The following is a 22,462-nucleotide window of genomic DNA, read 5'->3' as shown; positions in this document are numbered from 1 at the left end:
TTCAGCGAGGCGAAGCTCGCTACCGCCACAATCAAAAAAGCGCTGATCAGAACCACGACGTAAGTACCCATACGTTGTGGGGGGTTCCGGGTCGCTAACACAACGCGACGAGCACTTTCATTTCTTCGACAATTGGACTCGGGCGAATTCACCAGGGGTTAAGAGCCCGTTGTGTGCAAAAGTGAACCCTAAGTCGGACCATTGTAGAAATGAGCCTGGCGGCGAAACAACCGTGCGCCGTTGGAGTCGTCTTCACTAAAGGAGGACGGGAGCGGCTCAGATGGACGAACGGGCGAAGCTGGAGCACCAGATCGAGTTAGCCACAAAGGTGGCAGGCTACATTCGTGACCAGAGCACCGCCAGCCGCTTGAGACGGTTTGCCGACGAGCTGAGGCAGAGGCTATTCCCGTCCACGCGAGATAGAGAGATCAAGATGCGAGCGCAGGAGCTCTGGGAGCACGCCGGCCGCCCAGTGGGTCGTGACCTGGACTTCTGGCTAGGCGGAACGGGGGCAGGGGGCGATCCGACGAACCATCAGCTTAGAGGACGGCGCCCATGGTCGTCTTCAGCGGGTTCCCCATTTGCCCGGCTTGAAAGGACGACGTTGATGTCCGGTCCCAACACCGGACCATCAGATGTCGCAAATGAGCCAAAAGCCGACACCAAGTGCGGGGAGGTCCGGGGGTCTGTCGGCATCCTCCCGCAGGTGTCTTAGCGCGCTCCACGGGGGAAGCCGCCCGTTTCCAGGGCACGAACCACCAGCGAAAGCAGACCTTCCCTGTGTGCAAAGGCCGCACGATCGACGCGGAGACCTTACGTCAGAAAGCCGCGACCGGTGTGCGGGTAGATTTAGGTTTTTTGTTTCTCGCCTGCGCTCTTTCCATCGGAGCTCTTAGAGCGCTCTTCGAAACGATCAGCCGCCTTAGCTAGATCGTGCCCCATCTTGCTCTCGTTTTTTGCTTCCTCGTTGGATGCTGCTTTGCGCAAGCCTTCCGCGGCCCGTTCCCCCGCTTCTGATTTTTTTCGTTCGTCGTCCATTGTAGCTCCTTCCTCCTCAAGACGCTTCCCAGCGAACGGCACATCCTCAGCTGAGATGGTCAACGCTCCAATTAGATCGCCTGAACATTGTTCCAAGCTCCCCCGGCTCTCCACGATCTGACGATGGAAGTGAGGCGCTCCGGGTCGACATGCTCAAAGCGAGCGATTCGCGTCTGCTTGACCCGGCGGAGCAGACCTCAAACCGGGGAGCCCCAACTTCTCGGAAGTGCTACAAACGGAGCCGCAAAACACAAAAAATGCAGCGCGGGCGCGCGCCTTCTTGACGAGCGCTTCGGACCGGTCCCATATTACCAAACCACCGACATCGGAGCCGGAGAAAGTTGGATGACTCTGTCCGACCGCGTGAAGTCGAACATGGAATTAGTGTTGGGAGAGACTTGCCGAGAGCTTCCGCACGGTGGAGATCACGAGAGCCGACGACTGATTGCCGAAGGCTTTTGCAGGCCGCCGAGGCAGGCCAAAATACTTTGGGCGAGCTTCGAAGCGGGGCTCTCCAAGCTTTCGCGACTGCAACGAAGATCACGTGGCAGTAGTTGAGCGGCGGCGTTTCATGGCTTCGGTATTCTTGGTCGAGGATGAAGCCCTCATCAGGATGATGGTCGCCGACATGGTGACAGAGCTTGGCCACATAGTCGAGGCAGAAGCGAACGACTTGCCGTCTGCATTACGGCACGCCCGCGACTCTGATTTTGATATGGCCCTGCTGGACGTTTCACTTGGTCGCGACAGCGCGGAGCCTGTGGCGGTGGCTCTTGCAAACCGAAACATCCCGTTCGCATTTGCGAGCGGCTTTGGCGCCGAGGCCGTCCCAGAAGCCTTTCGCGAACGTCCACTTCTCAGAAAGCCATTCCCCATCGAACAACTCGAACGTTGCATCGCGGAACTTCTACAGGCGTCCTAGGGGCTGTTCCAAAAGACGGAACGATCGGCAACATCGTTCGTTTTGCCCGCGCTCGGTCCGTTTCGGGCCGCTAACGGGCAGGATGAGCGATGCGGCGTCGCATCAAGCAAAGCCAAACGTTGGAGGAGAGGCTTCAGTCGGCTGCGCAAAAGCTAAGGGAGGAAGCCAAGTCTCAGTCGGAAAGTTGGAGACGGGAGATGCTGTTGCGGAAGGCGCGACAGATCGAAATGACCAGCAAGCTGACCACTTCCCTTCGCCCAAGCTAGGACGCATGCCCCGCTACTTTTTCCACGTGACTTACCATCGCACCATCATCGATGAGGTCGGTGAAGAGTTGCCCGATGATCGCGCTGCTTGGAAGGAGGCCACGGTGGTGGCCGGCCAGACCTTGCAGAGCATCGATGGAAATCTCGTGCCCGGTCGTGAATGGCGGTTGGAGGTGGCGGATGAATTTGAGAATACGATCCTTGTCCTGCGCATTAACGCGGAGGTGCCGAAACAGCGGTGAGCGAACGAGACTTGGGTTGCGATCGCCGGTAAACCGCAACGGGAAAGGCCGCCGATGAAGCGGCCTTTCCCGTTTGGCTAGTGAGGAGAGACGATTGCAGCCAAAGTGAATGCCACCAAGCAGGCTGCGGCTAGAGAACAGAGCGCAATTGCAATTTCTCTTGGTATGGAAATGCAAAACTAGCTGCGCGCAGCATGTTCCTAGCCTTCTTAAGTTTTCCGCTCGCCTGCCACAATACGCTTGACCAAGGGTTGGCCGTCCGCGGAGCGGCGCATCTAGCGCTAGCGGCTTGCTTCTGGCTCTTTCCGGCGGAATCAATTCACCATGACCACCAAGTCGCGCGAATACCTGTTCGGGACAACGGTCCGCGTTCTGGCCGAACGCGCCCGCGACGCCCGAAAGGACGCGGACATCCTCGCCTGCCAGGCCTGGAATGTCCGCATGCTCAGTTTTCGCGGCGACACTCGGTGACGCCCTCAATGCCGGCTACCGCTATTTGAGGTGAAGTGCGGCCCGCAAGCTGATAGAGATCGCTCGCGGCATCGAGGCCGTCCAGGACGGCCGCATTCACATCGAGAAGATTAATGCGCCGTTTCTCTACACGTTCAAGGCTAGTGGACCGGAGTTCGGCGCGGGCATCAAGTACCCGATCGAGCAGGGCTGGCTCGAACTCCACGAGAGCGGCACCGACGTTCGTCTGCTGGCGCAAGCTAAAGACCGGCTGACGAGCTAGCTTGCTAGCTTTGTCTCGACGGCGACACCGAACGTCAGTGGACAAGGTAACGCCCTATGGCATGCGGCATATGGGCTTGGCAGAACCGAAACAGCAAAAATTCACAGTCGATTGGCCAAAGACTTAGCGGGGTGCTTCTAGGCCAAATTCTGGCATGGAGGTGCTTGTATGTATTTCGATCCTATGGCCGCTGCCGTCGATTGGCTTGATGCCTACCGGGCGGGCGATATCGAAGCAATAATGGAAATGTATGCCGAAGATGCTGTGGTGTTCTGCGATTGTGCAGGCGTGGTTATCACTGGCCGAGAAGGCCTGCGAGCCTACTGGGCTGCTCGTCTGCAGGAATACCGGGCTGCCGACCTGGACGATCTTCAGCCCTCGCCCGGTGGGGCAATGATCACCTACATCACCGAGAAAAACATAGTGAAGGCCGCCTTGGCCTTTAATGATGTCGGGAAAATAAAGACCCTGAATTGCGGCCCGCTACAGCAGGGCTGCTCCAGTTCCTCCAAAATCGAGGCTAAGACACCGCCAAAGGTAGTAGGAACGACGCAAGGCGTCGAAAATTTCCCTGCACATTAGCCTTCACGCGGGCTGGCATGAAGGGTTGGCAGGACGGCTCCGGGTCCCCCCCGGGTCAACCGGAGCCGTCTTTCATCTATAAGCCGACCGCCTCGAATTTAATCTGCAATCCGGCTCATTTCGTACAGACGAATTGAAATCTCGGGCCGAGATTACTGCCAGCGCATGCGTTGGGTTAGCGTGCGCGGGCGGCCCCGACTCGTCCCTCACCAGCCCCAGAGACGGGCTTGGGGCCGTTCCGACCCGGATCGTTCAAGTCGAACGCCTTTCAGCTTCTCCCGAAGTACCGGAGAGAGTGCGGTGCACTATTTCCGCCTGCTCTCTGGTTAAATTGGCTGCCCACTCGGTGCCGATCAGTGCTGGACCTCTGCGCTCTCGATCGTAAACCATCCAGCCGGCTCCGCCCATTCGAACAAGAAATCTGCCTGCCCTCGGCCTTTCACTCACCATTGCGTCCTGCCTCTGATTAGGATGCAAACTAGGTTGTGCTCATTCCAAGATTGCATACTTTGTAACGGCCGGGCCAAACACGCAAGTCCTGGGCCGGAAAGCGGTCCAGTCCGGAAAATCGTGGACGCAGATTGCGGAACTGGGACAGTTCATCGGAAGTCCGGCGGAGACGGTGCGTCTGTTCGTACCACGCCTCCTCCTGATCGGCTCGCCTCTCCGCGGCTCAGATCGTCCGACAGGCGATCGGCGGATCCCGCACCAAGGCGAAGGTGCATCGCGGGCGGGTACCTGGAGGGCATGCCTACACCCGCACGGTCCACACCGACGCGCGCGGGCGCGAAATCCTCGAACACTGGGAAATCCACGGAGCCGGACACGCATGGTCGGGAGGCAGTCCCGCCGGCTCCTACACCGATCCAAACGGACCGGATGCGACGAGGGAGATGCTGCGTTTCTTTCTCGAACATTCGTTGCAGCGGAGACAAAATTACTAGCCTCGCTGAGGACGCAACGATCCGGTCTTGGGCTTGTGCTTGACGGCCGCCTCGCAAGCCAGCCGCTCCGCCTTCAGGCGCTCCCGGTTTGCATGGAATGTCTGTTGGTCGCGCTCATACTGCGAGGCCGGCACGCTGGCGCCTGAATCTCGAAACACCTTTGGAGCTTCACGCTCGACCGCGGTCGGCGCTCTCCGGTCCGATATGCGTTGCACATTGCTCCCTCCTCTAGGCGCAAATGGTCCTTGCGCTATAACTGCGCATTCGGACCGCCAACCGCGATGGCGTCCGCTCCAACAGCAAGCGGATGAGAACCGCGCCTGCAGACAACAAGAGTCTCCGCTAACTCGCTTGCAATAGGTTGCTGAAATATTTTTTATGACTTATTTTCGCGCGAAGTGAGTTTATCTCCGCGCTATGGATCTCACCAATACTCAGGATTACGCGATACAGGCAAAGCTAGCCGGTGTAATAGGCGCGACTGTTTTCTATCGCGTGTTCGCTGGCGTCAGATTCGCTGAAGTCGACGGACCGCTCTTGTACGTCTATGCAAAGGACGAAAGCACCGCTTCGGAGATTGAGGATGACTTCGCTTTGGTGATTGCTGACTTAGCTACGGAGATCTTGAAACAGCTGATTGAGGTCATAGTCGTGCTGCCCAAAGTCCTTCAGTAGCAGCCGCTGGAAACAACCCGCAGCTTGCCACCAAGCGAAATAGCCAGTGACGGTAGCTTGCAGGTCAAAAAAAACGGCCCCAGCACAACCCGCCGGAGCCGCTGTTGGAGACCTCGACAGTAATGGGGCGCCGCCGAGGCATGCCGAGGTCTAGGGTGATTCGACAATCGGGTCTGTATCCCTTTGGATATAAGCGGCGCTCTTGATCGCGCCCTCTGCGTCACGTTTGCTTTTCCACACCCACGACCGGCAGTAGCTCGCGAGCCTTGAGCCGCTAGGAATCGATAATTTGCGAGATACTCACGATGCCGCTTTGACAGGTAATGCCTCGCCCTGTTCGCCGCCACGCTCCAACCCACGCCGATGGTCGGCCGCTCAAGATCACTTTCGGTGAGATGCGCGAGATGGGGTTGCGCGGCGTCCTAGTCCATTGCCATTGCGGGCATCACATCGCTCTCGAGGCCGGCCGCTGGCAGAGCCGCTCCATGGGCGGGAGCTCGTCGATGTCGTTCCGGTGCTGCCCCATGGCCGCAGATCAGACTCCGACGACGAGTCCGCCGTCAAGGCCATTGAGATGGCCTCATGGGTTACTCCCGGAGCGCAACTCACTTTGCCGCTCCTTCCCTGTACAGTGGCTTTGCGCGCGGCGGAGCGCACGGGGACGAACGGCCCCGGCGTGTCCGCCAGCCTCGCGCGCCGGGGCCGTTCTCGCGTGCAGTATCGGAGCGCCCTGGCGGCTCAAACGGGGCGGGAGCGTATGATGAACTTGGTGGTCGCAATTTGAAGGCGCAAACCAAGGGGAAACAAAATGCGCGCCTTTTTGGTGGTATTCTTCGCATTGGCTTCGCTATTCCAGGCTCATGCACAAGAGGCAGCTCAAGGCAGAGCCGAGACGTCCGGAAGGGCAGATCCTAGCTTCCGCGAGGTCTGCACCTACACGATACGCGGGTATCCACAAGAGGTTCCGGCGGGCGTGAATCTTTGTTGGCGCGCACCATACCCGTATTTGTCGGAATATGGGCTATTGCACTGTGAACCAAAATACAACCTCCAAGAGATCACTCTGGTGAAACGCGGCGATCCTCGCTGCGAGCGATACGAGATCCGGCAATAGGGATGAACGACCACGTGAACTGGCGAGCCTGCGTGCGCTGGCACCGTCGAACAATCATTAGCCGATCCGGCAACGACTAGAGGTCGCACTTCGTGATGCCGTACATATCAGGTGCGAAACCATCGACCTCCACGACTCTCGGCTTCCTGTGCGAGCTTAAGCCACTCGGCGGCCAAGCGCTGCCACTCTTCCTTGTCTAAGGCGCTGATCGCCTTCTCCGCCAGGTGGAGGCAATCCTCGGCTTCCTTGCGGAAGAGTTCTGCGTCTGTCACGGCCATGTGCAAGGGTAACCCACAAGACAGGGCAAAGTTGAAAGGCCCGCGCCGATCGCGGCTGGCTCGAGCTGCACGAGAGCGGGACCTATGTGCGGCTCAAGCGCGAAGCAGCTCATACGATGAAAGAGGCCGCCAATTGAGGCGGCCTTATTCTTTGGGCTCATCAGGGAACGGCTCATATGTCTTGCGGCCCAGGAAGGTATTTGGCTTTGGTAACTTGAGGGTTTTCGGCCGCTTTCGCCGTCAACTGCCGAATGCGAGCGCACTCCTCTGCGATCTCGGAAGGCAGTCCGTGTATCTGCTCGCGAGTAGCGTTGATGTCGGCCATGACGGCGCCCCTTTCGCTTGTGCAGGTGGCGGCGCTCTCGGTCTCTCAGCCACCGACACCTACCAAATACGCCGTCGTCAACTAATCCCTGCATTTGCCTATGTGAATCGCCACAACATTCGAGCGCCCAACAGATGTTCCTGGCGGGAACAGTGCGAAAGCGGACAGAGCACCCGTCGGTCTGATAGTGCCTCACCTCCGCTTGGTGCAACCGACCAAGCACCTCCAGTCGAGGCCCCGGCCTACTCCTTCAGCAGCATGTCCCTGCCTGGTCGGGACCGTCGTCCGCTTTCCGATGCATATTGGCGCCGCGACAGTCTCGCCTCCGAGTTGACGGGGTTCGGCTCCGCGCAAGGCTAGCCAAGTTCTGACACACACACACGGACAGGCCGTCATCGATTCCAGTTCTACCTCTTTTAGGCACTTACAGGACGCGGTCATCGCCGCTACTTTGGCAGATTTCGGGGTTAATACCTTCAGGCCCTGGAAGACGGCTCTCGGCGCTCACTTTTTTGGAGTGCTATGGTGGCGCGATATTTCTTCGACGTCAGGAACGGGTGGGACTTCTGCCCCGATGAGCAAGGCGTGGAATTGCCTTCGCAAGCAGATGCTGAGGCAGAGGCTCTAGACACCCTGGCGAAATTGGCGCGCGATTTTGCGGAGGAAGCTCCAGGACAAGCGCTCCGGCCAGATGTTGCCATCGAGGTCAGAACAGCGTCAGGACCGGTCTTTCAGGCTGCGTTGCTCTTCGCGGCTAATAGAACCACGTTGCAATGATGCGCTTGGACCGCCCACTGGCACCAGCGGTGCGACCGCAATCGGGCCGGCGGCGCTTTCCTTGCCGTCTGTTTCATCATGGGCTCGCACCTGCTGCGGCCCGCCCGGAGCTTAGCAGCTCTGACTAAGAACGTGTTTTGAGTAAGTCAACGTAGCGCGCGTGCAATGTCACGAAGCGCTTGGTTCCGTCGAGGAGCACCTTGACCTGAGTCGCGGTCGCCCCTTGGCCAACAACGATACCGATCCGACCACTCAGGCGCGGCCCGGCCGAAGCAGCAACAACGATCCTGCGACTACTCATCAGCTCTTCTTTAATGACCAATAGGTCCGCGGACTTCGGCAGGTTACGGTTGGTGCTCCGGGGCATGGCCTGTTCCCTACCGCCATCTATGAACGTTGGACACGCGATTGACGGTGCACGCCTGGCTCGCGACCGCAAAGAGGCCGACAGAAGCCATCCCCAACATATGCCGGCGCGCTGCCGTTGCGCCACAGCTTCTGTTGCGGTGTGATTCGGCGCAAATTGAAGTGGGGATCTTGACGAACCAGATGCTACCCGACCGTCTCGGCATAATCCATGATGTTGATAGCGGACTCGCGATCTGATCCCATCTGGGACGGAGACGAATCACATGCGCGAGCAACAAGCAACCTTTGAGGCGACGTTTTTTGATCGGCCTCCCAATTGCGAAGATTGCCACATCGTCACGGCCCTTAGATCCGTTATCCGCGACTCTCGCGATGGTCGCCGGGTCTCTGTGTACGAGTGCTCAAACCGTGGCCGACTGGCTTGGAAGGATGACGCGACAGGGATTTCCGGCGAGCTCGGTGGTGCGCAAAGGAGATAAGCATCTGGTGTGGCCCTTACGCCTGTCGCGGACTGTATCTGCTGAGCGTCGGCAAAAGCCATTGAGTTATCAAGCCGCCGAGCTGCGCGCAAAAGAGCTCCAGACGATGGCTTTTTTCCTGATCGTCGCCTACTTCGCCATTCTTGCTCATGCTGTGTTCAGTTGAGGCAAGGCGCTGACGCCCTCTCCCATCCTGGTGTTCGCGCCACTACGGTCGTTAGCTGTAGGGCAACGACCCCGCGGCTATGCAGCTTCACGGGCGCAGCCGTATCGCCCTACTTGGTGCGCACTGTGTTGGCTCCGGCTCCTGTCAGCGCATCGGCGATCTTCTGCGGATCGTCGCCATGAAAAACCAACCGACACCTCAATCACGCCCTCCAGCTTCTGTCTTCCATCCTGTTCTGGGGCGACCTTGGCGTCCGCACCCGCCGCGCGTGCTCCGGCCGAGTTCGCGCCGCTGAATGAAGACGTCGCCGCGCGCCACACCGCATTCCTGAAGACATGCTCCACGGCTAGTTCGGCTTCACGGCGGGTCGCAAAATCTCCGATAATCGTGCTTTCCAAGATAGCCTCCGCGGCAAGGGTCGAGAGGCGGACAACCGGCCGGCGACGTTGAAGGTTCCTAGCACGAGCGCCGCGGCAAACCCGAGTCTGTGGTCCGCGCCTCTCCTACGGACAGCACCCGCGACGCGCTCGCGCCGAGCAGGAGAAACAGCGCGCGCTCCGCCTGGTACCTCGCGGCAGCGCGGCTGCACTCCGAGCCGGACATCACGACGTCGCCTCCAGCTGTGCAGACGGCCCACTTCCATCTACCGCGTCCGACATCGAATCCCGCATAGTTCTCTTCGCCGGTTCGAGTGTTCATGCCGCGATCCGTCCCGGTAAGCTGCCTTGGAGCTGGTCCAAGAGCCGCTGCTCGCGCTCGATTCGGCTCAGGTAGAGTTCGCGCTCCTTCTCGGTTTTCGCGCTGGCAAGCAGCAGCCGATAGTGGGCGATGACCTTCTCGCTGCCGCGGATCAGCAGGTCCTTGACGTCGGTCATGACGCCGCCCCCGCGTTCGCAGGGAAGTCCGGGCTAGGCATGGTGAGCGCGATAGGGAAGGTTTCGGACGTCAACGCCTCCAGCGCCGAGCTCTCTTCGGAGAGACGCCGTTCGATGAACTGGCGCTCGAGGTCGGAGAGCCGTGTCTTCAGAAGTCTCCGATAGCGGTGGATGTTGTTGCGGTGCGCACGAATGCGGGCAATATCTTCGTCGATCATCATCGCCACTCCTGACGGTCTTCCAAGCCCTTTTGCGGTTCGAGAAATGGGAAAGCGAATTCCCGGCGAAAAAATATTCGGCGCGAAAACCCTGTCAAGATTGTAGTGGTGCAGTGCGCCACACTTGAGCCCTGGCGTGTTAACCAATCCGCGAGCTCAAAAAAATTCGGCGGCCCCCCTTGAATCGCCCTTGCGTTTTTCTAAGTCGTTTTTCGCCGCGAGAGCGGTGTGCCGGGCGCCTTTATGGGTCCGGCGCGGGCGCCGGCCGGGTACCAGATCCGCTCTGACCCTGCCTTGCGCTCCTTGTATCCAGCTTGCTCTTTGGAGGACTTGGACATGAGGACCACCTTCGACTTCGCGCCCCTGTGGCGCTCCACCATCGGCTTCGACCACTTGGCCGACCTCGTCGACAGCACGCTGCGCCGCCCGAGCGAAGACCACTATCCCCCGTACAACATCGAGCGCACCAGTGAGGACCACTACCGGCTCTCGCTCGCCGTCGCCGGGTTTGGTGCCGACGACATCGCCGTGACCGCCGAGCAGAACGCGCTCACCATCGAGGGCAGGAAGCCCGAGAAGGCAGCCGGCGAGTACCTGTACCAGGGCATCGCCGCGCGACCGTTCCGGCGCGTGTTCAACCTGGCCGACTACGTCCAGGTGAAGGATGCCTGCTTCCGCGACGGACTACTGATCATCGATCTGGTCCGCGAGGTGCCGGAAGCCATGAAGCCGCGCCGGATCCAGATCGGAAGTGGCGCCTCTCCTGCCTCACACATCGAACAGAAGGCGGCCTGAGGCCGGCCAAGGTTCGACGGCGGAGCGCGGCGCGCGCAAGCCCGGCCGCGCTCCCTGGCTCATGCAACGAGGGAGAAAAACCATGGCAGTTCGTGATCTCATTCCCTGGTCCAGAAACCAGGAGGTCGCGCCGCCGCGCGGCACCCGCGATCCGTTCATGACGCTTCACCGCGAAATGAACCGGCTCTTCGACGACGTCTTCCGCGGCTTCGGGGGCGAAAGCCTCTCGCCGCTCATGGAGGGGCAATTCAGTTGGCCCAAGATCGAGCTCGGCGAGACCGACAAGGGGCTGACGATCTCGGCCGAGCTCCCGGGTATGACGGAGAAGGATGTTCAGATCGAAATCGCAAACGGGATGCTGATCATCCGCGGCGAGAAAAAGAGCGAGCGCAAGGAGGAAGGCAGATACTTCACAGATCGTTACTACGGCTCCTTCCAGCGGCAGATAGCCCTCGAGGACGTCGAGGAGGACAGGGCCGAGGCCTCGTTTAAGGACGGCGTCCTAACGATCTCGGTACCAAAATCCGAAAATCCGCGCGCGGGCGTCAAGCGCATCGCGATCAAGTCGCAGTAAAGACCATTTCGGGCGGCGGTCGCCGCCGCCCGAACTCACCGAAGACCCTCCGAGGAAGGAGCGTAAAAGGAGGCATCCATGACCAAAGCCGGCACGAACGCAGGCAATCTCAATTCCCTCTTCCATCCGGCGGCGCACTATGCGTCTCCGGAAGATGTCCTGAACGATCCGGGGCTCGCCGCGCCGGAGAAACGGTCATCCTATCGTCCTGGGCGTCCGATATGTTCGCAGTCGAGTCCTTTCCCGCCTTGCGCAAGGTACCTGGCATGAGCCACGCCATCCGGCTCGCCGACATCCTCGCCGCGCTGCGGCGGGTCGACGGCGAAGACGACGACCCGCCTCCTGGCGGGGTGCCGATGCGGCGGCGGCGACCTTGGGCCGCCGCGCTACGGAGGTCGGCATGATATTCACGCAGGCCGTCATGACGATGGTTCTGATCGGACACGCTTCGGCGATAACGACGACCTCGCCGTCAACGATCGCCTGACCTTGGATGTCGAAGGCGCCAGCGATGACGGAGTTACTCTGGATCGATCCTGTAAACGTCGCCCGGAATGAGGTCTAGTTCCTCGAATGACCTTTGCTGGCTTTCCGTAAGGACCACTGGAACAACTTGCGCCGTCCAGCCTTCGGGGACGGCGGCGAGTACCAGCGTCAGCGCCTGGCGAGGCTTGGCTAACGCGAGCCATGTCTGCTTCGTCGGTGGCGCGTCGTCTGAGGCCACCTCAACAATGGTGAACGAATTGCCGAACGACTCCGCCATCATTGGCTAACGCGGACGCGTTGTTGCTAGTTGCTGTTTGTAGGCAGTCGAACAGGGCCAGCTATCAACCGATATGTAGGTACCCAAGCGGTGTTCCACGATTCCATAGTCGCGCCGCAAACCGAGCAGTCGAAGCTCGCGATTTCCCGCGAAGGGGCCATCGCCTCGGTGCGGCTGTAGACAGCTCCGCACTGGCAGGTTCGGTGATGAGACTCGGACATGTCCCATTTATGCGCCTGAAAATAACAACCGGCCAACGCTTTGTTTTCGGACCAGCCCGGGGTCGCGCCCGGCGCGGGCCGATAAACGCTTCTTAGCGCAATACCTCCGCGCCGAACACCACACGGTTGCCCGTTTTCGAGGCAGGCAGCTCCCCTTTGACGCGCTACGATATATTCTAACTCGATGGCAACGACGCCTGATTTTTACATTGATGTCGTCGACACAGGAGAGCGCCCGCACCCTTGTCGGTGGGAATTGCGCAGGCGCAGCGCTCCGATGGGGGCGGGTTTGGCGCAACTGGCTTTCAATCATAGATGGCCGCCGAATACGCCGGGAAGCGAGCGCTTGTGACGTTCTTGGACGCCCTCGAATAAGAGGAGAGGCGCCGATGAGCCGGGAAGAAGCATTGTAATTGTTAACTGGCGCACCGATGAGCGCCCCTCAATGCTGCGGCGCGGCCCCTTCTAATCGTCCACTTCGAAGAGACGGGAATTCGCGGTGACGTATTCTGCCCACAACTGCTCCATCATCGCCTTCACTTCATGTGGCCGATAGTCCTCACCATTCGGGAGTACGTTTCCAAGTTGATTTGGATTTATGGTTCCAACGTATGGCGCGCCTGGATGCGGAGTATACGCAGCCCCCGTTGGCAGGTGGACAATACCCTTGGGCGCAATCTTAAACTGGTCTCGTCGAACCGGGGTGGACATTCCGCGGCCCGCGCTCAGTTCACCCATCGCCGCCATTCGGCGACGACGGTGGGATGATTGGTCACTTCGCGGAACTCCTCTGTCGTCAGTTCGCGGAGCGTGAGATTGCGGTCCACCATCATGAAATGGCCGCAGCAGTCGCAGACGGTGAAGTTTATCGACACTGTCTCAAGGTCAGGCATGCTATCGATCGGCCTGATCCCATCAAGCACGGTATCGCAGCATGGGCAGGCCCTTGGACTTATCAGGACAACCTTTGCCATACCGGCCTCGCTCGCCGCTTGGCGCGACCTTGAGTGTCGCTAAGAAGGACGACCGTGTCGCGCTGATTTTTTGGGCAAGGACTGCCGCGCCATCACGTCGCCGATGGATACCAATGCGGAAGCTGCGGCAAGAAGCTGCTTCTCAGCCTCGTACCAAAACGTGTCCATCTGTCCCGCCGCGTACAGGGCCGCCTGCGCTTTCGCCGGCGCCTTCTCGCGCCTGGACCCCAGTGCCTTTGGATCCGAGATGCGAGTGGCTCACCTTATTGATGTTCCGCTCAGATGCTCTCGCGATCTTGCCACTCATTTTGGTCTTTAAGATCTTCGGCGTTCATCTCGCGATACTGCCACGATCCATTGAACCATCGGCGCATTTTGTTTCTGTCCGCGTGCCACCGGCCGTCGCGTTGTTCCTGCTGTGATCGAAATTTGAGAAATCGGAACAGCAATTAAAAAACGGCGGCGACGCTAACCGCAGCTAGAAAGCCTTCCATGGCATTTTCTCCGCGACCAAAACTGCCTACGAGGAAATGAACCAAGTGCCGGAAGGTTCTCCTTGTGAAACAAGGCGACGGCCGCCCCAAACGCCGTCCTGAAACTGTCGCGCGCTAGCTTCTCGAGCTCGCCGGCCAGGTTGAGCCAGTACAAGACGGCCGGATCCATATCGAGAAGATCAACACGCCGTTTGCTTGAGCTGAACTTACGTGCGGGTGCCGGAGCCACAGCACGCTGAACTGACCACCGTGCTGTGGCCGTGAGCCTGCAGGTCCGAAGAGTGCGTGAGATAGCTACCCGGTTCGCATAGTCCGGCCCGCAGCTCGTCATCAACTTCGCCTTTGAGACGGCCAAAAACACCGTTTGAAAAACCGTTTTAGTTCGGCCGTCTCAAACGGTTTCTCTCGCTAAGGTCTTGATTTATATGGTGGGCGCACCAGGGCTCGAACCTGGGACCCGCTGATTAAGAGTCAGCCGTCATGTCAGCTGTTTCAATGATTTAGTCGTCGCAACGACTGCGCTTATAGGGGCTAAAATCGGCGTTCGTCGCACGGCGCCATTCGGGGTACTCACGATCGACAGACCGACGGTAGGAAGGCAGGATGAGTGGGCTTGATCAAGAGCGAGATCGCTCTGCGCCTAAAACGCGCAATGCACGATGAACGCCTCAGGCTAAAGGCTTGGAAAACAGCAGGTACCGCCAATCCGAAAGCAAGGGGTGGCAGGATGAGCAAAATGAACTGGAGCCCAACTGCGCCGACCAAGACGGCACGAAACGAGCCTCGCAAGATACACGCTTCTTACTACAACAGCCTTGCCGCGGGCTTTATGTTCGGCGGATACTTTGTGCCCCTGACGGCGCTCACCGCGACGTTTGCCTCGGTTCCGATCCTCGAATTCGCAATCGCTCTCGGGACCACCGGCGCCATTGGCCTTCTGTCGATCTAGCTCGCTTACAATTTTCGAATGGATGCCATCGAGCTACTGAAGAAATTTGAGGAGTGACGCCTAGCTGGCAGGTTGATCTCAGTAGATTCGCACATAGCCATGCGCGTCAATTTGCCGATCCGGCTTCCAATCGAACTCGCGGTCGCCGCACTTGCCACACGCTCGACGAGAAATTCATAACAGGAAAACATGCCACGCCTGCTGGGCAGGTTTCCCACGCACTTTTGAAAGTGGCGCCAAACAGGCGACGGATGATGTCGTGACGTTCGGTGGTGCCGTGCATATTGCACTACCATAGCCTGGCACGACTTGCCGGCCCCTCACCTTGGCCGATCGGCAGCGTCCGCCCAAAATCCGCTGGCCGAGATCGCCAACCTTCCGAAGCCTCTGCGAAGATCTGGAGCGGCGTTGTATGGGTAGGCGCGTGGCAACGCGTCACGTTGCCGGATGCGTCCGATCAGTCGGGGATTCAGGTCACTGGTCCGCGACATCGCGTGACCCGCGCATGCGAAAACACCAACGAGGCTGCTGGACATCCCGTCGCTCATAACGGTCTGGTTGCAGCTTCGAGTCCTGCCGGGCCCACCATTCCTTTGTCACCACACCAACCAGGCCAACGATTCATCATTTGCATGTGCGACCGCCGAATATCCTGCAGGCAGGAAGCCGTGTTGAATTTCAAACAAGCTGCCGCGCGACCAGATCGGCGAACAAGCCCTTGACCGCCATCAGCTCGTCGTAACGGCCGGTTTGCACCACTTTACCGCGGTCGAGAACGATGATGCGGTCGGCGCTCTTCACGGTGGTGAGACGATGCGCGATGACGAGGCGTGTCACCGCCAGCCGGTGCAGGCTTTCGGTTAGGCGGGCCTGCGTCACGTTGTCGACCGCGCTCATGGCCTCGTCGAGCAACAAAATCCGCGGCTTGCCGACCAGTGCGCGGGCGACCGCTAAACGCTGGATCTGGCCGCCGGAGAAAGCAGCCGCGGCTTCGGTCACGATCGTATGCATGCCCATCGGCATGGCGTTGATGTCCTGGTCGATATTGGCCTGTCGCGCAGCCTCCCACGCCTGGTCGAGCGTGCCCTCGTGGGTGCCCATGATGTTTTCATAGAGCGTGCCGGGAAACAGCGCGGTGTTCTGCAACACGCCGCCAATCTGCCGCCGCACCATTTCGATGTCGAGATAGCGCAGATCCTGCCGGTCATATTGCACGGTGCCGCTCGCCGGCATCTCAAACCCGAGCAGCAGCCGCATCAGGGTCGACTTGCCGGATCCCGAGGGGCCGACTAGCGCGACGTGCTCGCCCGGTGCCAGCGACAGCGAGACGCCCTGGAGCGCGAACGGCGCATCGGGGCCGTAACGGAAATAGACGTTGGTGACATCGATGTTCCCGGTCAGCACGCCCGGATCGCGCTTCGATCCGGCGACATCAGGCGCAGCGCGCAGCAAGGGCGCCACACGCCCCCAGGAGGGTTGCGAATTCCAGGCGGCAACGACGCTGCGCGCCAGTTGCAGCGAGGCGCCCATGTAGGCGCCATACGCGGCTATGAAGGACACGAACGCGCCGGTCGAGAGTTCGTCGCGCGACAGCTGCGACAGGATCAACAGGATGACCGCCAGCGCCAGCAGCTCGAAGGCCACAAGCGCGGTTTCGAACAGGGTGCCGAAGGTCCGCGCCCGGTACATGCGGGAGCGCAGCTCGGCGAAGTCCATGGCCCAGCGCGCAAAGCCGCGCTGCTCGGATCCGGTGGCACGCAGAGTCGTGATGCCATGCACGAGCTGGAACACGATGCCGTAGATATCGGAGAGGATCTCCTCCCCGCGCTGCAGCGCATCGAGCTGATGATAGCCGCAGAACGCCGCAACCGCGGCGATCAGGGCGAACAGCCCGATCGCCGCCCCCGCCGCCGCAGGCGAGTAGTAGAACATCAGGCCGATGTTGCTGACGAAAAAGAGCAGCGCCGAAATCGAGCCGAGCATCAGCGAATAGGCGCCGCGCCGCAATTGATCCGCCGCGACGAAGCGACTGGCGATATTGCCGGGGCTCATGCGCAGCGCGCTGTCGGGCAGCCGCAAAAGCCGGTCCATGAAGGCGGCCTGCAAGGCGCCCGCCCCGCGCCCATCGAGCCGCAGGCTTGCGATGTCGAACACGAAACGAAAGCCGGCGGCGATGAACGCGGCCAGCACGAGGCCCATGCCGAGAGTTAACAGCGACAGCGTCTGGTGGCCCGGAATGAAGCGATCGAACGCCAGTTGCATCGCCATCGGCGTCGCGAGGCCGAGCAGCGCGGAGGCCAGCGCCATGGAGACAGCGAGCGCCGCATCCCACCGGTTGCGCAGCCAGCCGAAACCGATGAATTGCCGAAACCCGATCGGCCGATCCGGGAACGGCGGATAGAGCATGTGCGCCTGCGGCGCCAGCCGGGCCGCCAGCGTGGCGTCGACCGGCGTCGGCCTGGCGTGCTCCGCCTCGATCATCACCCAGCGCTTCGCGTCGGTCGGGATCAGCGCCACCGGGTGCCGCGCGTCATCGAGGAAACCGATCAGCGGGCCGAGATCCTGCTGCAACCAGTCGCTGCTCAGCACCACCTGGCGGTTGCGCAACCGCACCGCGCGCGCCGCGTCGTCGACATTGCTCGCCCGCGACAGCTGTTCGCGCTGCCGGTTGGTGAAGTCGAGCCCGAGCTTGCTCGCAATGGTGACGAACGGCGCGACGAACGGCTCGTCGCCGACAGGCTCGGCGGCGGCTTGCGGCGCGACCTTGCCCAGCACCGCGTCGAACCGCGTGAAGGCGCGATTCACCGTGCGCGTGGTACGCGCCATCCGGCCTTGGACTGCCTCGCGCAACGCGTCCTGACGGGTGTCGTGCGCGCGCCGGACCAGCAAGAACAAAGTGGCGTGGGTAAACTCCAGCAGGCGCTGCCATTCCGACAGGCGAAGGATATCGGCGGTGCCGACCGCATGAACCTCGCAGGGCCGCGCCGGCGAGATCCAGATGCCGCCGGCCACCGCCGCCACCTGCCGGCGATTTATGCCGGCGACCGGCACGCCGCCACAGCATGACAGGTCGGCGCCCAATGCCGTCAACCAGACCACGCCGCCACGGGTCATGAGCGCGGCTTCGCCGGCGGCCTTCGCCTGTTCACCGGGCGCGAACGTGACGATATCGAGCGGCGCCGGGCCGACCATACGGCTCACGGCGGCGCTGAGATGACTAAGCCACCCGTCGATGGATGCGGCCACCGCGTTGTGTTGCTGCTCGGAGCCTTTGGCCTGGACCGCCAGCGTGTCGGTGCGGATGGCGGCGATCGCGCTGGTCTCGACCGCTACCGCGGTCACCAATAGATCGTCTGCCACCACGATCGGTGCGATGTACTCGCCGCCGCCGAGTTCGCACAGGAACATGCGTCCCGACAACTCGTCGCCGCTCTTCACGACGAGATAGATCTCGACCCGTCCGGCGGCGATGATGTGGCCTTGCTGGGTTTCGCTGAGCGCCAGAGCCTCACCGGGCTCGAGATTGATGCTGGGCGCGGCCGCGAACGGCGCGGCCAGCATTCCGTCACTCGACGCCAGGGTGAGCACGGGCGGGCGGGGCGCCATCATACCTCGACCTGCTTCTGGTAATGGCGATGCGCCGCCATCAGGGCGGTGTGGCGGCCGCGCTCGACAATGCGGCCCTCGTCCAGAACGATGATTTCGTCGCAATCTCGCAGGGTCGAAATGCGGTGCGAGATCAGGATGCAAGTGCAGCCACGGCGGCGGATGTTGTCGATGATTCCCTGTTCGGCGATGGAATCCAGCGAACTCATCGCTTCGTCGAACACGATAAGCACCGGATCGACCGCGAGCGCCCGGGCGATGGCAAGGCGCTGACGTTCGCCCGCACTGAAATTGCGGCCATTGTCATCGACGCGGGTCTCGTAGGCCATCGGACGCGACGCGATCATTTCGTGCACCATCGCGTCCCGGGCCGCCGCCACCACGCGATCCTCGCTGATGGTCAGATCCCACATGGTCAGGTTTTCGCGCACCGTACCGCCGAACAGCGTGGTGGTCTGGTCCACATAGGCCACCGCCGAGCGCAACACCGGCGCCGACAGCCGGGCGAGATCGATGCCATCGATCCGGATCACACCGTCGCGCGGTGTCATCAATCCAACCATCAGCCGGGCGAGCGTGGACTTTCCGCTGCCGGTGGCGCCCGTGATGGCGACGCGACCGCCGGCCGGCACTTTCAGCGAAATGTCGCGCAGGAACGGCGCCGTCACGGTCGTGTAACCGAAGGTCAGGCCCTGGATATCCAGGGCGCCATGCAGCGCCGGGATTACGCCCGATTCATCAGGGGCCTCGAGAATTGGATCGACGCGCTGCCGGCCGACATCGCCGAGCCGGTCGATATGACCCCGCGCCTGCTGCAATTGCGCGGTCAGTCCCATCACGCTGGTGACGGGCGCGTTGAAATTGGCCATCAGCGCCTGGAACGCCACCAGCATGCCGATGCTGATGGTCCCTTGCATCACGCCCACGCCGCCGATGAAGACGATGCAGGCACCTGCGATCGTGCCGAGCAGGATCGGGAGGCCGGCCAGCAGCCGCTGCCAGAACGCCATGGCCTGCTCGGCGCTGACGACTTTGGCGTGCTCGCCGGCCCAGCGCCGGAAGAACAGGTTTTCGGCGCCGCTCGCCCGGTAAGTATCAAGATTGGCGAAGCCGTGGATCATGGTGGATTGCATGCGGGCTTCATCCTGCAGCATCCGCCGGCTGGCGTCCGACAGCCGGCGCGACAACCAAACCAGCAGCGCCAGGTTGAGAACCGCGAATGCGATCACCACCAGCGCCAGCGGCACGTTGTAGGCCAGCATGACGAGCGCGTAGATCACGATCGACAGCAGGCCGATGAACGTCACCGCGATATTGCCCGAAAGCAGGCCGGTCAGGCGGTCGCTGACCATGAGGCGGTTGGTGATTTCGCCGCTGTTGCGCTGGGCGAAGAAAGCCATCGGCAAGCGAAGGATGTGCCACAACACCCGACCACTGGTATCGACGCCGAGCTTGACCTGGAACCGCGCCAGCGTGCGCTGTTGCAGGAAGGTCAGCAATCCCTTCGCCAGCGCGATCGCGGCGATGCCGCCGACCAGCCACCACAGCCAGCGCGACAATCCGGCGATCATGTAGTAGTCGACGAAAGCGCGCTGCAGGCCGGGGATGATCAGGCCCGGCACCACCAGCAGGAAGCCGGCGAGCACGGCGGCCAGGATCGGCGCCTTGAAGCCCGGCAGGGTCTGGCGGATGCTGCGCAGCAGATCAGGCGCTTCACCCCCCGGAGCAAAGTCGGGACCCGGCTTCAGGGCGAGTATCACCCCGGTGAACGCCCGATCGAAATCCTGCGTCGTGAGAACACAGGGACCGGTCGCCGGATCGTTGATCCAGACTTTCTCGCCGGTGCGGCGCTCCACCACGACGAAATGATTGAATTCCCAAAACACGATGCATGGCAGAACGTCGTCGGTCAGATCGTCTGGACCGACCGTGTAGCCGCCACCCTCGAGTCCGTAGCGCTCTGCGGTCAGCAGCAGATTTTTTGCATTGGTCCCGTCCCGGTTGACGCCGGCGACCTCACGCAACTCCTCGATCGGGACCCACCGGCCGAAATAACCGAGCAGGATGGCGAGACACGCGACGCCGCATTCGGCTGCCTCGTATTGAAGGATCGTAGGTGTCCTGTGCGCCGAAGTGTCGCCGATGCGTGCCCGCAGTGTTGGCCACGTGCCGGCAAACAGCAACGCCGCGCGCGACGTCGCCTCGGCGATTTTGGTTTTCAGCGCAAGCAACGCCCTCACGAACCGCTTCCCAGGACCTGCCGCAGCGGCGGGATCAACAGGCTCAGGAGCGGCAACGACATGGTCTCGATGTCGCTGCCGACCGTCGTGCCGGCATTGATGCTGAGATCGGGGCCGCGCGACGACGACCAGCGATAGCCGCTCGGCGTGTCCCTGGCGGCGAACAGATCCACCACGACTTCGTAAGGGGCGCCGTCCTTGGCGAGCGACTGTCCGAGCTGCCGGTTCTTCAGCGTGCGGTACATGCCTTCCGCAGTCGCCGGCACCTCCGCTACGGCGCGGACGCGGCCTTCGATGAAGCCGAACTCTTCCCGCCGCACCGTCGAGGGCGACAGGCGCACGTTCATGCCGGGGCGGACCTTCTTGCCGTCATTCGACGGCACATAGACAACCGCATAGAGCGGCCCGATCGGATCTCTGACATCCTTCGGCAGCGCCTCGGCGACCTTGTCGGGAATCAGCGAGAACAAAGCGGCGTTGCGATCGACGATTTCGCCCGGATTGACCTTGAGTTCGATGACAGTGCCGTCGTACGGGCTCAGCACCACGCTCTGGCGGTCGAGCTTCTCGCGCAACGTGCGGATCTTGCGCTCGGCGGCCGCGACCTTCAGGTCGGCATTGAGGCGCTCGCGCTCGTCGTCGGTCTGCGCCTTGGTGGCCTCGAAATCGAGGTTGCGAATGCCGTCCTGGGCCTGCGCGCGCTGCGTCTCCGCCTTGCCGATCTCGACGCGAGTCTCGAGCGCGCTCTTGCGTGTGAGGATCTGCTTGTCCATCAGCACGGCGTCGCCCTTGGCGATCTCGTCGAGCCAGCCAAGCTGCTTTTCAAGAAACGCGATATCGTCCTTGTAGCCCTGCCGGCGCTGCGCGATCGAGGCGGCGAGCGGCGGCCCGCGGCGCTCCTGGAATTTCACGATCTGGTCGCGTTCGCCGACCGCATCGCGGTATTCGGCTTCCGCGTTGATCAGGTCTTCGCGAATCTCCGGCTGATCGAGCCGGGCCACCGCCGTACCGGCCTTGATCTTGTCGCCGACCGCCACGCTGAAGCTCAGCAGGCGCCCCGGATTGTCGGCGGTGACGTCGAGCAGGCCGCCCGGCGACAGCAAAATGCCCTGGCCCGGCACCGTGACCGGCACCGTCAGGACGATGCTCCAGATCAGGCCGCCGACGACGAGACCCGCCAGCGCCAGCAGCGCGACCCAGGTCGGACGTCCGACAATACGGAGCCCCTGGTCGAGCCGCTCCGGCGCCGACAACCTTTCAAGTGCTGCTTCGCGAAAAATGCCCTCGTTCGCCATGCCCGTTCGCTACGCCTGGCCGCGCCCGTCCTGACCGGGCGGCCTGCCATATTTACACCAATGGCCTTGCGGCGCCTCAGCCTTTTGCCGCGGATGGTGAATTCCGCGGCGGCTGCCCGACCCCACGCCGTTAGTTATCCTTTCGCGGGCTCTCGGTGGCGCCCGCTGGCGCCTGAGCGGCCGCCTTTTTCGCCTCGTCCACCATCGCAGGCAGCTTGCGGGCGACATTGACCATCAGGCCAACATACTGGGCGATCCGCGCCCGGTAGGCGTCGCCGTTGGGCTGGCCTTTGGTCAGGATCGCCAGCACGGCCCCGAGCTTGTCGGTCTCGATGGCGGCGGTCCCCGGCGACAGCGCCAGGACCGCGGTCATCGCCAGGATCGCAATCTGCTGTGCGTCATTGGCGACGGCCAGTTGCTGGAGGGAGAGGCCCAGCGCCGTGCCCAAAGCCTCCGCCCCCTTTGGGTCTGCGGGATCGGCGGCCTTGCCGGACACCGGCACTTCGGTTTGATCGGACATGTGAGCTCCTGATCCCAAACTGACGCTT

General features: G+C 61.5%; 23 protein-coding genes and 1 pseudogene. 12 read left to right on the top strand and 12 right to left on the bottom strand.

Features of this window, described 5'->3' with window-relative positions:
* The first annotated feature begins 280 nt into the window (after positions 1–280).
* The gene (locus tag QA642_RS46500; protein ID WP_349253837.1) at positions 281–715 is read left to right on the top strand and encodes a DUF2934 domain-containing protein; all 435 of its coding nucleotides are present in this window, start codon (positions 281–283) and stop codon (positions 713–715) included.
* Positions 716–849: 134 nt separating this feature from the next.
* Here the strand turns inward: QA642_RS46500 and QA642_RS13335 are convergent, their stop codons facing one another.
* Positions 850–1,038, bottom strand: a complete 189-nt coding sequence (locus QA642_RS13335; RefSeq protein WP_283085069.1) for a hypothetical protein — start codon at positions 1,036–1,038, stop codon at positions 850–852.
* Positions 1,039–1,609: 571 nt separating this feature from the next.
* On the opposite strand from QA642_RS13335, the gene QA642_RS13330 reads away from it, so the two are divergent.
* From QA642_RS13330 to QA642_RS13320, 3 genes are all read left to right on the top strand, one after another.
* Positions 1,610–1,960, top strand: coding sequence for a response regulator (locus QA642_RS13330; RefSeq protein ID WP_283085068.1), 351 nt, complete (start codon positions 1,610–1,612; stop codon positions 1,958–1,960).
* A 271-nt stretch (positions 1,961–2,231) separates the two neighbouring features.
* Positions 2,232–2,468, top strand: coding sequence for a hypothetical protein (locus QA642_RS13325; protein WP_283085067.1), 237 nt, complete (start codon positions 2,232–2,234; stop codon positions 2,466–2,468).
* A gap of 324 nt (positions 2,469–2,792) precedes the next feature.
* Positions 2,793–2,939: a hypothetical protein gene (locus QA642_RS13320; RefSeq protein ID WP_283087167.1), complete on the top strand. Its 147-nt coding sequence runs from the start codon at positions 2,793–2,795 to the stop codon at positions 2,937–2,939.
* On the opposite strand, the gene QA642_RS46495 is transcribed toward QA642_RS13320, so the two are convergent.
* The gene (locus tag QA642_RS46495) at positions 2,914–3,177 is read right to left on the bottom strand and encodes a hypothetical protein (protein ID WP_349253888.1); all 264 of its coding nucleotides are present in this window, start codon (positions 3,175–3,177) and stop codon (positions 2,914–2,916) included. The genes QA642_RS13320 and QA642_RS46495 overlap by 26 nt on opposite strands.
* Positions 3,178–3,369: 192 nt before the next feature.
* Here QA642_RS46495 and QA642_RS13310 point away from each other — a divergent pair, with 192 nt between their 5' ends.
* The 3 genes and pseudogenes from QA642_RS13310 to QA642_RS13295 all read left to right on the top strand — a co-directional run bounded on the left by QA642_RS13310 (position 3,370) and on the right by QA642_RS13295 (position 5,402).
* On the top strand, positions 3,370–3,783 hold the full coding sequence (locus QA642_RS13310; RefSeq protein WP_283085066.1) for a nuclear transport factor 2 family protein: 414 nt from the start codon (positions 3,370–3,372) through the stop codon (positions 3,781–3,783).
* Positions 3,784–4,502: 719 nt separating this feature from the next.
* Positions 4,503–4,727 (top strand): annotated as a pseudogene (locus tag QA642_RS13305) (esterase); the annotation flags it as partial.
* Between the two features lie 417 nt (positions 4,728–5,144).
* Positions 5,145–5,402 (top strand): hypothetical protein, encoded by a 258-nt coding sequence (locus tag QA642_RS13295; protein ID WP_283085065.1) that lies wholly within the window; start codon positions 5,145–5,147, stop codon positions 5,400–5,402.
* A 1,221-nt stretch (positions 5,403–6,623) separates the two neighbouring features.
* On the opposite strand, the gene QA642_RS13290 is transcribed toward QA642_RS13295, so the two are convergent.
* Positions 6,624–6,794 (bottom strand): hypothetical protein, encoded by a 171-nt coding sequence (locus tag QA642_RS13290; RefSeq protein ID WP_283085064.1) that lies wholly within the window; start codon positions 6,792–6,794, stop codon positions 6,624–6,626.
* Positions 6,795–8,020: 1,226 nt separating this feature from the next.
* Positions 8,021–8,263 carry a hypothetical protein gene (locus QA642_RS13280; RefSeq protein WP_283085062.1) on the bottom strand — a complete coding sequence of 81 codons (243 nt, stop codon included), beginning with the start codon at positions 8,261–8,263 and terminating at the stop codon, positions 8,021–8,023.
* 410 nt (positions 8,264–8,673) lie between these two features.
* Between QA642_RS13280 and QA642_RS13275 the strand changes: the two genes are divergently transcribed.
* Positions 8,674–8,910, top strand: a complete 237-nt coding sequence (locus QA642_RS13275) for a hypothetical protein (RefSeq protein ID WP_283085061.1) — start codon at positions 8,674–8,676, stop codon at positions 8,908–8,910.
* 695 nt (positions 8,911–9,605) lie between these two features.
* Here the strand turns inward: QA642_RS13275 and QA642_RS13270 are convergent.
* A complete protein-coding gene (locus QA642_RS13270) occupies positions 9,606–9,785 on the bottom strand; it encodes a hypothetical protein (protein ID WP_080134694.1) in 180 nt (59 codons plus the stop codon).
* Positions 9,782–10,003: a hypothetical protein gene (locus QA642_RS13265; protein WP_283086875.1), complete on the bottom strand. Its 222-nt coding sequence runs from the start codon at positions 10,001–10,003 to the stop codon at positions 9,782–9,784. The genes QA642_RS13270 and QA642_RS13265 overlap by 4 nt, the downstream gene beginning before the upstream one ends.
* A 336-nt stretch (positions 10,004–10,339) precedes the next feature.
* Here QA642_RS13265 and QA642_RS13260 point away from each other — a divergent pair, with 336 nt between their 5' ends.
* From QA642_RS13260 to QA642_RS13250, 3 genes are all read left to right on the top strand, one after another.
* A complete protein-coding gene (locus tag QA642_RS13260; RefSeq protein ID WP_283085060.1) occupies positions 10,340–10,798 on the top strand; it encodes an Hsp20 family protein in 459 nt (152 codons plus the stop codon).
* An 82-nt stretch (positions 10,799–10,880) separates the two neighbouring features.
* A complete protein-coding gene (locus QA642_RS13255; protein ID WP_283085059.1) occupies positions 10,881–11,372 on the top strand; it encodes an Hsp20/alpha crystallin family protein in 492 nt (163 codons plus the stop codon).
* A 221-nt stretch (positions 11,373–11,593) separates the two neighbouring features.
* On the top strand, positions 11,594–11,776 hold the full coding sequence (locus QA642_RS13250) for a hypothetical protein (protein WP_283085058.1): 183 nt from the start codon (positions 11,594–11,596) through the stop codon (positions 11,774–11,776).
* Between the two features lie 116 nt (positions 11,777–11,892).
* Here QA642_RS13250 and QA642_RS13245 read toward each other — a convergent pair whose 3' ends face one another.
* Both QA642_RS13245 and QA642_RS13240 read right to left on the bottom strand, forming a co-directional pair.
* Positions 11,893–12,138, bottom strand: coding sequence for a hypothetical protein (locus QA642_RS13245; protein ID WP_283079823.1), 246 nt, complete (start codon positions 12,136–12,138; stop codon positions 11,893–11,895).
* A gap of 943 nt (positions 12,139–13,081) precedes the next feature.
* Positions 13,082–13,249, bottom strand: coding sequence for a hypothetical protein (locus QA642_RS13240; protein ID WP_283085057.1), 168 nt, complete (start codon positions 13,247–13,249; stop codon positions 13,082–13,084).
* A gap of 1,188 nt (positions 13,250–14,437) precedes the next feature.
* On the opposite strand from QA642_RS13240, the gene QA642_RS13235 reads away from it, so the two are divergent.
* Complete coding sequence (locus QA642_RS13235; protein ID WP_283085056.1) at positions 14,438–14,773, top strand: hypothetical protein; 336 nt, start codon at positions 14,438–14,440, stop codon at positions 14,771–14,773.
* Between the two features lie 678 nt (positions 14,774–15,451).
* Here QA642_RS13235 and QA642_RS13230 read toward each other — a convergent pair.
* The 4 genes from QA642_RS13230 to QA642_RS13215 form a co-directional block, all read right to left on the bottom strand.
* On the bottom strand, positions 15,452–18,382 hold the full coding sequence (locus tag QA642_RS13230; protein ID WP_283085055.1) for an NHLP bacteriocin export ABC transporter permease/ATPase subunit: 2,931 nt from the start codon (positions 18,380–18,382) through the stop codon (positions 15,452–15,454).
* Complete coding sequence (locus QA642_RS13225; RefSeq protein ID WP_283085054.1) at positions 18,379–20,619, bottom strand: NHLP family bacteriocin export ABC transporter peptidase/permease/ATPase subunit; 2,241 nt, start codon at positions 20,617–20,619, stop codon at positions 18,379–18,381. The genes QA642_RS13230 and QA642_RS13225 overlap by 4 nt, the downstream gene beginning before the upstream one ends.
* Positions 20,616–21,914 (bottom strand): NHLP bacteriocin system secretion protein, encoded by a 1,299-nt coding sequence (locus QA642_RS13220; protein ID WP_283085053.1) that lies wholly within the window; start codon positions 21,912–21,914, stop codon positions 20,616–20,618. Before QA642_RS13220 ends, QA642_RS13225 begins: the two co-directional genes overlap by 4 nt.
* Before the next feature lie 130 nt (positions 21,915–22,044).
* Positions 22,045–22,434 carry a hypothetical protein gene (locus tag QA642_RS13215; RefSeq protein ID WP_283085052.1) on the bottom strand — a complete coding sequence of 130 codons (390 nt, stop codon included), beginning with the start codon at positions 22,432–22,434 and terminating at the stop codon, positions 22,045–22,047.
* Positions 22,435–22,462 lie beyond the last annotated feature (28 nt).

The organism is Bradyrhizobium sp. CB2312 (genome assembly GCF_029714425.1).
Classification (GTDB): domain Bacteria; phylum Pseudomonadota; class Alphaproteobacteria; order Rhizobiales; family Xanthobacteraceae; genus Bradyrhizobium.
Note: the sequence above shows the minus strand (reverse complement) of the source record. Positions and strands in the feature narration are given on the sequence as shown.